Annotated in this window: 8 protein-coding genes; 6 read left to right on the forward strand and 2 right to left on the reverse strand. The window is 32.2% G+C overall.

All coding sequences use genetic code 11. The features are described 5' to 3' along the window. Positions 1-348: 348 nt before the first annotated feature. The 5 genes from MJQ71_RS15040 to MJQ71_RS15060 all read left to right on the forward strand — a co-directional run bounded on the left by MJQ71_RS15040 (position 349) and on the right by MJQ71_RS15060 (position 7,680). The gene (locus MJQ71_RS15040) at positions 349-1,968 is read left to right on the forward strand and encodes an Ig-like domain-containing protein (protein ID WP_238807452.1); all 1,620 of its coding nucleotides are present in this window, start codon (positions 349-351) and stop codon (positions 1,966-1,968) included. A 467-nt stretch (positions 1,969-2,435) separates the two neighbouring features. Further along, on the forward strand, positions 2,436-4,238 hold the full coding sequence (locus tag MJQ71_RS15045; RefSeq protein ID WP_238807453.1) for a tetratricopeptide repeat protein: 1,803 nt from the start codon (positions 2,436-2,438) through the stop codon (positions 4,236-4,238). A 198-nt stretch (positions 4,239-4,436) separates the two neighbouring features. Further along, positions 4,437-5,660, forward strand: a complete 1,224-nt coding sequence (locus MJQ71_RS15050; protein WP_238807454.1) for a hypothetical protein — start codon at positions 4,437-4,439, stop codon at positions 5,658-5,660. Between the two features lie 139 nt (positions 5,661-5,799). Continuing rightward, the gene (gene accD / locus MJQ71_RS15055) at positions 5,800-6,642 is read left to right on the forward strand and encodes an acetyl-CoA carboxylase, carboxyltransferase subunit beta (protein ID WP_238807455.1); all 843 of its coding nucleotides are present in this window, start codon (positions 5,800-5,802) and stop codon (positions 6,640-6,642) included. 60 nt (positions 6,643-6,702) lie between these two features. Next, positions 6,703-7,680: a radical SAM protein gene (locus tag MJQ71_RS15060; RefSeq protein ID WP_238807456.1), complete on the forward strand. Its 978-nt coding sequence runs from the start codon at positions 6,703-6,705 to the stop codon at positions 7,678-7,680. An 11-nt stretch (positions 7,681-7,691) separates the two neighbouring features. On the opposite strand, the gene MJQ71_RS15065 is transcribed toward MJQ71_RS15060, so the two are convergent. After that, positions 7,692-8,594, reverse strand: a complete 903-nt coding sequence (locus tag MJQ71_RS15065; protein WP_238807457.1) for a DUF4249 domain-containing protein — start codon at positions 8,592-8,594, stop codon at positions 7,692-7,694. A gap of 28 nt (positions 8,595-8,622) precedes the next feature. Beyond that, positions 8,623-10,980 (reverse strand): TonB-dependent receptor, encoded by a 2,358-nt coding sequence (locus MJQ71_RS15070; protein WP_238807458.1) that lies wholly within the window; start codon positions 10,978-10,980, stop codon positions 8,623-8,625. 270 nt (positions 10,981-11,250) lie between these two features. Between MJQ71_RS15070 and MJQ71_RS15075 the strand changes: the two genes are divergently transcribed. Beyond that, positions 11,251-14,043, forward strand: a complete 2,793-nt coding sequence (locus tag MJQ71_RS15075; RefSeq protein ID WP_238807459.1) for an alpha-L-rhamnosidase — start codon at positions 11,251-11,253, stop codon at positions 14,041-14,043. Positions 14,044-14,053 lie beyond the last annotated feature (10 nt).

Here is a 14,053-nt window from a genome sequence, read left to right on the forward strand (position 1 = left end):
AGTTGTCAAACGAAGAAAAAGACCAATAAAAATAAATAATAAAAGTAAAAGAATCAACATTGTTTTAGCAGATTATAGGGTTAGAATAACTTTCGCAATTAAAATAAAAAAACAGTATTTAAAGAAGTGTTTTTTTTACAACAAAATATATTGGGAAGAAAAATACTTAATACTGGAGAAAATGAAACCAAATTAAGAAAAATATATTAATATCTGAATATTTGAAAATAGATAAATAACAATAAATAACACTAAAATAGTAGTTTTCAGAATAATACCCTCAATTGTTTATAACTTGGGGGTATTATTTTGGATAAAAATTAAAAACATTGTGAAAATAAATTGAACATGAATAATTATATGATAGTAAACAAAAGAAATAATGGTTTAATACTAATTATTATTCTAGTAATGTGTGGATGTGCTCAATTTGTACCTCCAACAGGTGGAAAGAAGGATGAAGTACAGCCAAAATTAATTAATTCAAATCCAAAAGCGGGACAGAAAAACTTTAAAGAAAAATCAATTAGTTTGACATTTGATGAATTGATTGATGTTACGAGTTTAAGACAAGAACTTTTAATAATACCAGACATAGAAGGAACTTACGACATTAAAGCAAAATCAAATACAGTAATTTTAAAATTTGACAAGGCATTTAAAGATAGTACTACATATACTTTAAACTTTAGAAAAGGAATAAAAGATGTAAATGAAAGAAACGAAGCAAAAAATCTAAAAGTTGTTTTTAGTACTGGAAATACAATTGATTCACTAAAAATAAATGGAAATGTAAAAAGTCTGTTAACCAACCAGCCAATACTGGAGGCAAATATCGCATTGTATAAACTACAGGATTCGATAGATTTGAAAAAGACAAAACCTGATTATTTTATTAAAACAGATTCAAGTGGGAATTATCAATTTGAAAATTTAAAAAGCGGTAAATATAAAATATATGGCTTTTTAGATAAAAACAGTAATCTAAAATATGACACAAAAACAGAATCTATTGGATTTAGAAACGATACTTTAAATTTAATAAAAAACCTGACAAATATAGATTTATTGATAGCAAACGCTAATAATGAAAAACCAAAAAATCAAAAAGGGTTAGCAAGAGCAGAGGACTATACGGTACTATATGATAAAAATATTAAATCGTATGAGGTGAGTTTCAATAATTCAAATGATAGTATTCCTAATATTTTTGAAGGAAAAGAAATAAAATTCTTTAATACAAAGCAAAGAACAGATACATTAAAAGTAAATATTACGGTCACAGATTCAAGTAATAATATATTGACACATGTACAAAAAATCAAATTTAGAGACCCTGAAAAAAAGAAAACCAAGAAAAACGAGTACCTAAATTATGAGATAAAACCACAATCTGGGGAAGATATTGAAAACAAAATTAAGTATGAAATAAATTTCAAAATCCCAGTTATGACTTTTGATTTGACAAAATTGAAAATATTATCAGATACAATAAGAGAAGAAAAAATTGATACAAGTAATGTAAAATGGAATAAATATAGAAACAAATTGGTAATCACAAAAGAAATAAATGCAAAAAGAGAAGTAAAAATAATAATGAATAAAGGGTTATTTATAAGCATAAAAGGTGATTCGAATGAAACACAAATTCTGAAAAACCCAATATTAAAATCAGAAAACTATGCCTTAATTGAAGGCACTTTTGAAGATAAAAAAGGAAATAAAATCATACAAATAATAAATGAAAAGTATGAAGTAGTAGCAGAACAAGAAGCGAAAGAAAGCTTTCTATTCAAAAATATTAAACCCGGTATTTATCTATTGAGAATAATAAAAGATGCAAATGGCAACGGATTTTGGGATTTTGGCAACGTAGAAAAGAATATTCAACCAGAAGCAATACAATTTTATGCAGAACCCATTAGGCTCAAAAGCAATTTTGAAGTGCGAGGATTGATAATAAAATAATTGAGACAAAAACAAGTCCTTAAAAGGTCAATTCAAAATAAAAAATATCCAAAAAAAATTGTGGAAAAGGATGTGGATTAAACGTTATTTGTACAAAAGCAATGGTTGAAACGACTGTGGGAAAGTATTTGAATACGTGGAAAGAAATCAAAGCTAGTGGAAATCGAACAAAACATAGGGTTTATCCTCAATCCACACCGTGTTAATTAACGTGGACACATAGTGTTAATAGAATCGAATTTAATTAACACAATAATAATTTACAAAGATGTAAATAACTGGTATTAGAATTGATAATCAATAAAATAAGTGTTAATTAAAATACTAAACGTGTGGAAAACATGATTATTTATTGACATACAAAAAGTATAGATTGTCAACATTAAATGTTTATTCACATTTCCACAGGCATAATAACCAATAACAATAATTAAAATTAATATATTATTCTTTTTTTTTAAGAAATTATGAAACGCTATTTGTTGATTCTGTTATTCTTTTCAATTCATTGGATGTCATTCGGACAAGAGATTGAATTGGCCAATGAATATTTTAAACAAGGAGAATATGAAAAGGCAAAAGACCTTTTTCAAAAAATTGCAAAAGACAAAAACAATATTCGATTGATTCATCAAAACTATATTCAATGTCTCTTTAAACTGAAAAGTTTTGAAGAAGCAGAAAAATATCTAAAACGACAAATTAAAAGCAACGATAATAACGGATTAATCTTTCGAGCGGATTATACAAGCTTGCTTGAAATGACTGGGAAAATAGAAGAAGCAGAAAAGGAGTTAGATTTATTAATTGACTTTGCCGCAAGAGCAGAAGGTACAATTTACGAGCTACAAGACTTTTTGTATAAAAACTCAAAAACCGAACAAGTTGTACAACTCCTAAAAAAAGGAAGAGAAACCAGTAAGGATGATAATAAATATGCAATCTTGTTGGCAAGGGCGTATTTATACAACGGACAAAAAGAACCTATGGTGGAAGAAATTTTAAAATATGGCTTGTTGGAAGGCAATCAAGATTATGTAAAAGCAACATTACAAGACAATATTAAAACAGAAGCTGAAGTAGATATGCTCGAAAAAGCCCTTTATAGCAAGGTACAGAAGTTTCCAAGTGAACAATACTACACTGACCTGCTGATCTGGCATTTAATTCAACAGAAAGAGTTTACTAAAGCATTTATACAAACAAGAGCAATAGATAGAAGATTAAAACAAGATGGACAAAGAGTTTTTGAATTGGCTCAAACAACACTTGTAAACAAAGAATTCAGGAATGCAATCCAAATGTATGAGTATGTGATGAAAGAATATCCACAAGGACAATATTATACTTATGCAAGACGAAATGCGATTTTTTGTAAAGAGGAAATAGTAAAAACAACCTATCCTGTAAATATCAATGATATTAGAGGCTTAATTAAAGATTACCAAGGATTGTTTTCAGATTTAGGAAGAAATGTGAAAACAATGGAAGCCCTAAGAAATACTGCTCAGTTATATGCTTTTTACTTAAATGAAAGAGATACAGCAATAACAGTGCTCGAAACTGCCATAATGATTGCAGGTTCGGATAATGCTTTTAGAGATAAATGCAAGCTTGATTTGGGGGATATTTATGTACTAAAAAATGAACCTTGGGAAGCGACTTTATTATATTCACAAGTTGAAAAATCGCAAAAAGAAGACCAACTCGGACAAGAAGCAAAATTAAGAAATGCAAAACTTCACTATTACAATGGTGAATTTGATTTGTCAAAAGAAGTACTGGACATCTTGAAAAAAGCCACAACACGTGAAATTGCAAACGATGCAATGCAACTAAGCTTATTAATTCAAGACAATATTGGTTTAGATACTTCTGAGGCAGCAATGAAAGAATATGCTAATATTGATTTATTACTTTTCCAAAATAAAAATTCTGAAGCAATGATTGCCCTAGATATTATTTTTGAAAAGTATAAGTCACACAGCTTAGCAGATGATATTTTGTGGTTAAGGGCAAATACACACCTTAAAATTAATCAAGCACAAAAAGCATTAGAAGATTTAGAAATACTTCGTAAAAATTACAATTTTGATATTTTGGCAGATGACGCTTTATTTTTGGAGGCAAAAATTTATGAAGAAAACTTAAATCAAAAAGATAAAGCAATGGAATTATACAGAGAGGTATTACAAAAATTTCCAGGAAGTATTTATGGAGCAGAAGCACGTAAACGATTTAGAAATTTAAGAGGAGATACAATAAATTAATTCTATTTTCATTTATACTATTGAAACGCCTCAAACATTTCGACTTTGAGGCGTTTTTTTTAAAATAGTGTTAACAAACTTCCCCGAAAGCATATCGAAGAACATTTCCTCGTTTTAAAATTATTACCAAATAAAAAACACTTTCCAATGAAATACATGTTATGCACACTCTCCACAGTGTTATCCACAATAGTAATTGTGGCAAATGCACAGGAAGAAAAAGTTCAATCGTTGGGTTATAACTATTACGGACAAAAGATAAATGAAAAAGCATTTTGTAGTCAATTTAGTTTTCGTTCAAAAGAAGTTGCGGAGAAAGCCGTTGATGAAATTGTGAGAAGAAGCGGATTAAAACGAAATTTTTATGTAATGGAATGCCCCAATACCGATAATTGTTTTGCAGCAATTCAAGGACAAACTCGCCTAATAGTCTATGATGGGTCATTCATGAAAAAAGCGAATGATTTATCGAAATCAGATTGGGGAGCATTAAGTATTTTAGCACATGAAATAGGACATCATTTGCAAGGTCATACGATTATAGAAGGTGGCAGTGACCCCGCAAAGGAGTTAGAAGCAGATGAATTCTCGGGCTTTGTTATGTATCAAATGGGTGCATCGCTGAAAGATGCTCAAGCAGCAATTAATAAACTAACATCAGATTATGATGGCGGAACACACCCAGCAAGACCAAAACGGTTGGCTGCAATAAAAAAAGGATATGATAATGCCCAAGACCTATATCCAAATATAAAGAAAAATGATGGAAGTGTCGTGATTTCGCCTCAACGAAATCAGACTCAAGAACCACAAACACAACCACGAACAATTCCTCAGCAAGTTCCACCACAAACGAGAACATATCCCCAAACATCAGAAAATAAAGGAAGTGTGGATAATGTGGATAAACAAGTGGAGAACTCAGAAGTACCAACAAAAAAGCCAGAAATAATAGTTACTACTTCAACTAACGTTGAAAAAGAAGGAGAAAAAAATAAGAAAGGAGGATGTTTTGAAGGAGATTGTAATAATGGTTTCGGGAAAATGGTAAATCCGAAAACAGAAGAAAAATATGAGGGCGAATGGAGAAATGGTAAACGAGATGGAAGAGGCGTAGAATATTATGCTGACGGAGAAAAAAAATATGTTGGAAATTTTAAAAATGGAAAATATAATGGAAGCGGTTCTTTTTTCTTTAAAAATGGGGATAAGTATGTGGGTAAGTATAAAGATGGTGTAATGAATGACGAAAAAGGGTATTTTATATTTAATAATAATATAAGATTAGTAGTGAGAGTTGAAAATAATGTAAAGCATGGAAAAGCAATGAGAATTTATCCAGATGGTAGGAGGGAGGATACTTTTTTTGTAAATGATATTGAAAAAAAGGGCTATTTACCAGATAAAAAGAACCGATATTAAAATCAAATCCATGTTGAAATCCCGCTAAATTGGCGAGATTTCTAGTTTTTAGAAATAACAAGTTTATAAAAAAAGAATAAATCTTTAAATCAACGCCTAAGATTATTTACCTTTGTCCCCTCAAAATACAATAACAAATATGTCTTGGTTTAAGAGAACAGATAAAGGAATTCAGACTCCAACGGAAATGAAACGTGAAGCCCCAGATGGGCTTTGGTATCAATGTCCAACTTGTAAGAAAGCAATGCACACAAGAGAGCATAAATTAAATGCCTTCACGTGTATCAATTGTAACTACCATGAGAAAATTGGTTCAGAAGCATATTTCCAAATATTATTTGATGATGGGGAATATAACGAATTAGATGCAAACCTACATTCAGGCGACCCTTTAAAGTTTATTGATACAAAATCGTATGTTGATAGAGTAAGAGCAACTGAAAAAAAATCAGGCTTAAAAGATGCAGCAAGAACAGCCTACGGTAAAATGTCTGAAATTGATATAGTAATAACCTGTATGGATTTTAGCTTTATTGGCGGTTCGATGGGTTCGGTCGTAGGAGAAAAAATAGCACGTGGAATAGCTTACGCATTAGAACATAAATTACCTTTTTTGATGATTTCAAAATCTGGTGGTGCTAGAATGATGGAAGCAGGTTTCTCACTGATGCAAATGGCAAAAACATCGGCAAGATTAGCCCAATTGGCAGAAGCAAAGCTTCCTTATATTTCATTACTAACTGACCCAACAACAGGTGGTGTTACAGCTTCGTATGCGATGCTAGGCGATTTTAATATTTCTGAACCAGAAGCTTTAATTGGTTTTGCTGGACCACGAGTAATTAAAGAAACCATTGGCAAAGAATTACCGAAAGGATTTCAAACTGCCGAGTTTGTGCTTGAACACGGTTTTCTTGATTTTATAGTTGATAGAAAAGACTTAAAAGATAAATTGGCAAGCCTTTTAAGAATGATACAATAAAATAGATTGATTTGGAATTACAGGTTTTCATAATCTGTAATTCCAAAAAATAAAACTCAAATGAGGATAATCAATCACCCAATTCTTTGCAACTATTATGTAACATATCGCTGCAATGCTACATGTAGTTTTTGTGATATTTGGGAAAAACCTTCACCTTACATTACAATTGAGAATTTCCGAGAAAATTTAAAAGACCTAAAAAAGTTAGGGGTAAAGGTTATTGATTTCACAGGCGGAGAACCTTTACTACATCGGGAATTAGACCTGTTTTTGGAAGAATCTAAAAAAGCTGGCTTTATCACAACAGTGACAACTAACTGTCTTCTATATCCAAAATATTCCGAACGGCTAAAAGGCAAAATAGATATGCTTCACTTTTCATTAGATTCGCCTGATGAAGAAGAACACAATATTTCGAGAGGGGTAAAGTGTTTCGATAAAATACTTGATTCAATACAAATTACGAAGGAAAATAATGAACGACCTGACATTTTGTTTACAGTTTTTGAACAAAATATAGATAAAATAGAAAGAGTTTGGAAGGAAATTACACAACCAAATGATTTAGTGTTGATTCTAAATCCAGTGTTCAATTATAACAATGTTGAAACTGGAGAAAACCTTTCAGAGAAAAGTTTACAAAAGCTATTGTGGTGGGGGAAACAAAAAAACGTTTATCTCAACGAAGCTTTTATAGAGTTAAGAAAAGATGGAGGAAATAATATAAATAATCCAATCTGTAAGGCTGCCTCAAGTACGATTGTTATTTCACCAGAAAACAAACTTATCCTTCCATGCTATCATTTAGGAACAAAAGAATTTGCTATTGAAGGAAGACTCGCAGAATTATATTCGTCGGAAGTGGTAAAGGATATTATTGCTTTAGAAGGAAAATTGAAAGAGTGTGAAGGATGTGTAATCAACTGCTATATGCAGCCTTCTTTTGCTGTAGAAATGAATAAGTACTTTTGGAAGGCACTTCCAAGTACCTTGAAATATAGTCTCTTAAAAGGCACTTGGAAGCAATTATTTTGAATCAATTATCACTACTGTTTTGGCTTCGCTTTATTTTTATCAATAATAACTTCACGAGTACTAATCGCCGACAGTCCAAAAAATCCAACAGCCTTTTTAGCTGAATTTGAGTTTCGATTAACAATATTAGTTGGTAAATTTGAAAGTGGTGTAGAGAACAAACTGCCATCTTGAGATACTTGTTGAACAAATTGTAAATAATAAAATTGTTCTTGAGTGATAGAATAAACATCAACTTTCAGAGTATCTTTGTCAGCATATAATTCTCGCCCGACGGAAGTTCTTATTGGTAAAATAAATAACAAACCATCTGTTTTTGAACCTGGACTAAAACCTGCGTCATAAGCAACAGTAATTTGGTTTGCTTTAGAAAAATACTTTTTATTCTTCGCAGATTTAATCCAATAACAATCCCCTTCTCCTTGAAAATCATTCGCATAAAATTGAGGCTGGAAACCTTCTTGTGGGCCATTCTCTGGTTTAATAGGAAGTTTTTCGACTGCGTAACTAATCGAATCAATTGTTGGAACTCGATTCAATTTTGACACTGAAATATACTCTTCGCCAGCATAATTAATATAGAGAGCATATTGTTTACCGATTTTATTGATTGGATTTTGAGTAGCATCAAAAGTGTAAATACCATTATTTTTCAAGTCCTTAAATTCGTAGGCTACACTATCTTGGTCAAAAATGATAACTCTTGCACCTAAAGCAGGCTTAACAGATGAATTATCAAAATAGCCTTGAGTAAGGGTTAATTTAATTGTTTGTGTTTCTGCTTGATTATTAATTAAAGCATCAACAGATAATTGTGAAACCCCGTCTTTAACTGATAAATCAATAACATCGGTACAAGAAAAGATTGAAACACTAATAAAAAGTATAATAAGTATTGAAAGTGAGATTTTCATTTGTTTTTATTTTTAAATAAAAGTCGATTTAGAATTTGAAATTATAAGTAACGGCTGGAATAACCGAGCCGAAAACAGCATAACGAACTGCCTCTGTTTTAGTTGGATCGGCTTCATTTTGGCGAACAAAAACAGAAAAAGGATTTCTACGATTGTAAACATTATAAACAGAAAAAACCCATTCTCCAGTACCATGTTTAAAAAAAGCGTACTTGGTTTGACGAGTAGCAGCAATATCCAGTCGGTGAGATGCAGGAATTCTATAAGCATTACGAGTATCATAAAAATTGTGAGGAAGAGCATAATCTTGCCAAATAAACTTATTTGTTGGAAAACTTGCGGGAGTGCCCGAACTAAGCGTAAAATTTGAAGAGAAAGTCCAACGTTTGTTTAAATCATAAATGCCAATGACAGATAAATTATGAGTTTTATCAATTCTACTCGGAAACCATTGGTTTTGATTTAGTCCTTCAATTTTTCGTTCGGTACGAGCGAGCGTATAACTTATCCATCCATTAAATTTTCCTTTTGTTTTTTTGACGAAAAATTCAACGCCATAAGCACGTCCTTTTCCGAAAAGCAAATCAGCTTCAACAGCAGGATTCAATAACAAATCAGCATTTCTTACATAGTCAATTTGGTTGTATAATTTCTTGTAATAAACTTCAACAGATGTTTCAAAAAGATTATCATTAAAGTTGTGAAAATAGCCCAACGCAACTTGGTCAGCCAATTGAGGTTTAATATTATTACTGCTTGGAGTCCAAACATCAAGCGGAGAAGATGCTGAAGTATTTGATAATAAATGTAAATATTGAGCTAAACGATTATAACTTAACTTAATTGAATTGTCTTGTCCAAGCCCGAAATTGGCAGCAAAACGAGGTTCCAAATTTCCGTATTGTTGAATACTTTTTCCCCAGTCAAAAAAGGTTGTGTTAGTAACAGTTCGTCTTTCGCCATCATTGTTTAAAGCACTTAATTCTAAAGCTTTCCCTTTTCCTAAATAATTGTAAAGAGAATAACGTAAGCCATATTGAAGCGAAATTTTGTTGTTGATTTTTTGCTCATTTCCAAGATAAATAGCACTTTCGGATGCAAACTTGTCATCAAGTCCAATTGACCTTTCAACACCGCCAGAAATAGCAACAGCTTGCCCTGGATTAAATGTATAATAAGTTAATTGTCCACCAAAAGTTACGGTATTTTTGGTATTAGGATAAAAAGTAAAATCAGGTTTTATGCTATAAGTGATAATGTTTGATTTCCAGCGAAAAGCGTCTTGATCATTTTTCTTTTTTAAATCTGTTTGGATGGCATAATCATAATTACTGTAAAAAACAGTGTTATTCAAAAAAAGCTTATTGTTGAAAACATGATTCCAACGAAAACTGGTTGTTGCATTTCCCCAATTAAAACCAAAATCAGCACCAAAAGTATCCCGACCAAAATACCCTGATAAGAAGAAAGTATTCTTTTCGTTGGCTCTAAAATTGGCTTTTGCAGTAAAATCATAAAAATAAAAACTTGTTCCTTTTAAATCAGAATTTAGAAAAGGCTTTGCCAGAATATCAATATATGAGCGGCGAAGAGCCACAATAAACGAACCTTTATCCTTCAAGAAAGGTCTTTCGTAAGTAAATCTTGAAAAAATACTTCCAAGTCCACCCGAAAATTGAGGTTTTTTTGCGTTTCCTTCTTTCATTCTAACATCAAGAATAGAAGAAACACGGCCACCATATTGAGATGGAATTCCCCCTTTGATGAGTTTCACATCCTTAACGGCATCAGGATTGAAAACCGAGAAAAATCCAAAAAGGTGAGAAGAATTATAAACAGGAGCTTCATCAAGCAAAACAAGATTTTGGTCAATTCCGCCGCCTCGAACATTAAATCCAGAAGCACCTTCACCGACTGAAGTTACGCCAGGTAAAAACTGAATACTTTTAATAATATCAACTTCACCAAGTAAAGCGGGCATTTTTTGCATCGTTTTAATGTCAATTTTATTCACTGACATTTCAATGTTTTTGACATTATCATCTGCTTTTTTAGTTGTAACTACAACTTCTTGTAAAAGCTTAGAATCGTCTTTTAATTCGACATCAAGTTTTAGGTCTTGGCTTAATTCAATTTTTTTTGTAATTTTTTCAAAACCAACATAAGTTAAAACTATGTTATAAGTACCAGCTGGAAGCGTAAGCGAGTAAAAACCATAGGGATTAGTTTGTGTTCCTGTTTTGATTTCCTGAACAAACACCGAAACACCAATCAACCCTTCACCATTGGAGGCATCTTTTATATAGCCGCTGACAGTAAACTTGTCTTGTGCAGATAGATTGTAAGTAAAAAAAAGACTAATAAAGAACAATAAGAGTTTTTTCATAAATTGGATTTTTTGTAGTAATAATTATTGATAATAAGTATGTTATGTAGTTTTTATGATACAAAACAAAGTTTTGATACAAATGTAATAACGCTTAAAATGATGGTAAAGTTTTGTTTGATGAAACAGAAGATTTGCAGGATAAAAGGGAAAGAGAGCATTTTCTCTAACAAATACTTATTAATCAGGATAAATAATAGAGAATATTTTAGGAAATTGCCGAAAAATCATAAAAACGAAAGATTTGAATTTGTAACAAAATAAAACTCCATGAAAAAAATACTCTTTTCAGTTTTAGCTCTATTATTATTTATCAACACAAATGCACAAACAATTGAAAAACTTCGCTGCGAATACGAAGAAAAACCATTGGGTTTGGATGTTATAAATCCTCGACTTTCATGGCAAATAAAATCAGTCACTCGTGGGACAAAACAAACGGCGTATCAAATTTTGGTCGCTGATAGTGAAGCGAATATCAAAAAAGATAACGGAAATTTATGGAATTCAGGGGTTGTAAAGTCTGACCAATCGCTTTGGGTTAATTATAATGGAAAGCCACTAGAGTCTCGTAAAAGATATTTTTGGAAAGTAAAAATTTGGAATGAAAAAAATAAACCAACGGTTTATAGTGACATTTCTTGGTGGGAAATGGGTTTGCTTCAAAAAACAGATTGGTCGGCACATTGGATTGGAAAAAACGGAACGGAAGGAAAACCGCCAAAATCGGTCGAGTTACAGAAAGAATTTAATTTAGCCAAAAGAGCGGTACGTGCCAGAATTTATGTAACAGGTTTAGGAGCATATCATCTAATTTTTAATGGTAAAAAAGTAGGACAAGATATTCTTACTCCAGGTTGGACAAATTACTTAAAAACAATTCATTATCAGACTTATGAAATTGCCGCAGATGATTTATCCATTGGTGTGAATTTTATTACAGCAACTTTAGGAAACGCTTGGTGGAGTGGCGGAATGGGTTGGGGTGGAGGAAAATTTGCCTATAGCGATGGGCCGTGTCGATTATTGTTTCAAATGGAATTAGAGTTTTATGATGGTTCTCGTCAAACTGTTATTTCGGACGGAAGTTGGAAAACCCGACTTTCTCCAATTGTTTCAAATTCAATATACAATGGCGAGGTGTATGATGCTCGACTTGAATATGGAAAAGATTGGCAAAATGCAGCCATCATGGATGACGTTGAGAATAAAACAACCCTATTCTCGACTAACGAAAAGGACCAAGTGAATAATAAAAATGAAGAATCAGAAATATTCAGCACAAAAAACATAAATTTAAAATCTTCATTAGTGCCACAAATACAGGTTCAACAAGAAATCAAAGCAATCAAAATTACAGAGCCACGTAAAGGTCATTTTGTTTTTGATTTTGGACAAAATCTTGTTGGATTCACTCATCTAAAAGTTGAAGGAAAAGCAGGAAAAGAAATCGAAATGAAGTTTGCAGAGCTTCTAACCGAAAAAGGATTGGTTGACCAAGCAAATTTACGAAGTATTCGACCGACAGATAAGTATATATTAAAAGGGTATGGTGTCGAAGAATGGGAACCTAAATTTACCTATCATGGCTTTCGTTATGTTGAAGTTGAAGGCTTACCTAAAAAACCAGATGAAAATACATTGGTTGCTAAAGTGATTTATTCGAGCGTACCATTTACAGGAAACTTTGCTTGCTCAGAAGACATACTTAATAAAATATACAAGAATATTACTTGGGGACAAAGGAGCAATATGCATAGTGTTCCAACCGATTGTCCACAACGAGATGAACGTTTAGGATGGATGGGAGATGCTCAAATTTTTGCCCCAACGGCAAGCTATATAATGAATATGAATGGGTTCTTTGCTAAATGGGAACGAGACATTGTTGACTCACAACATTCATCAGGATATGTATATGATGTAAATCCTAAAATGGTTGTTGGTGGGCCATCGAAACCAGCTTGGGGCGATGCAGTAGTAATCGTGCCATATAGAATGTATCAATTTTATGGCGACAAACGAATTATCGAAGAAAACTATGAATCGATGAAACGTTGGGTTGAATATTTGAATAATCATCCAAACACCCAAAAAAATGGAATTTATCATTTTCAAACAGGTGAAGGAGATAAAGCTTGGTACGGATATGGCGACTGGGTACCAGTTGAAACGTCACCAACAAAACCAATAGGCGGCAGTTACCAATTTTTTTCTAATAAACTTTTAGGAGAAATGGCGAAGGTTATTGGTAAAACAGCCGATGCACAAAAATATACCGATGTAGCAAAAAAAGTAGGAGATAAATATAACGAAATATATTTTGATGCTCAAAGCAAAAACTATCAAGGAAAAACACAGGGAGCAAACTTGATTCCGTTGAGTTTAGGAATTACTAAGGACACCGACCGTTTGGCAGTTGCCCAAAATATTGCCGAAAATGTTCGTTCAAAAGATAATCATCTTTCAACAGGTTTTATTTCTACGGAAATGCTTTTACCAAGTCTAAGTGAAGCAGGTGAACACGAATTAGCATATAAAGTTGCGGTTCAAAAAACATATCCAAGTTTGGGTTACATGGTTGAAAAAGGAGCAACAACGATGTGGGAATTATGGAATTCTGACACCGAAAAACCAGAAGGGATGAATTCAAGAAATCATTTTGCTTATGGTTCAATAGGCGAATGGTTCTACGCATATTTGGCAGGAATCAAGATTGACCCGCAAAGTGCAGGTTTTAAACATTTTATTGTAGCACCAATGCCAGCAGGAAATTTGACTTGGGCGGAAGGAAGTTATGACTCAAATTATGGAAAAATTTCGACTAGATGGGATTTACAAGGAACAAAATTTATCCTGAAAGTAAACATCCCAACTAATAGTTCAGCACAAATACAATTACCAGCAAAAGGGAAAACAATCAATAATATAAAAGAAAGTGGAAAACCATTCACAATAAAAAATAAACCAGCAAAAGTTGAAGGCATCACATTCGTGAAAATCGAAAAAGATAAAGCTATTTTTGAAGTTGTAGGTGGAAATTATGAATTTGTAGTAGAGTAAAAACTGGTAA

The organism is Emticicia aquatica (assembly GCF_923079645.1).
GTDB classification, from domain to species: Bacteria; Bacteroidota; Bacteroidia; order Cytophagales; family Spirosomataceae; genus Emticicia; species Emticicia aquatica.

What these genes read in the sequence shown, in the direction of transcription:
- MJQ71_RS15065 (WP_238807457.1), bottom strand. Translation starts at nt 8,594, where the DNA reads ATGAAAATCTCACTTTCAATACTTATTATACTTTTTATTAGTGTTTCA.
- MJQ71_RS15045 (WP_238807453.1), top strand. Translation starts at nt 2,436, where the DNA reads ATGAAACGCTATTTGTTGATTCTGTTATTCTTTTCAATTCATTGGATG.
- accD (WP_238807455.1), top strand. Translation starts at nt 5,800, where the DNA reads ATGTCTTGGTTTAAGAGAACAGATAAAGGAATTCAGACTCCAACGGAA.
- MJQ71_RS15060 (WP_238807456.1), top strand. Translation starts at nt 6,703, where the DNA reads ATGAGGATAATCAATCACCCAATTCTTTGCAACTATTATGTAACATAT.
- MJQ71_RS15040 (WP_238807452.1), top strand. Translation starts at nt 349, where the DNA reads ATGAATAATTATATGATAGTAAACAAAAGAAATAATGGTTTAATACTA.
- MJQ71_RS15075 (WP_238807459.1), top strand. Translation starts at nt 11,251, where the DNA reads ATGAAAAAAATACTCTTTTCAGTTTTAGCTCTATTATTATTTATCAAC.
- MJQ71_RS15070 (WP_238807458.1), bottom strand. Translation starts at nt 10,980, where the DNA reads ATGAAAAAACTCTTATTGTTCTTTATTAGTCTTTTTTTTACTTACAAT.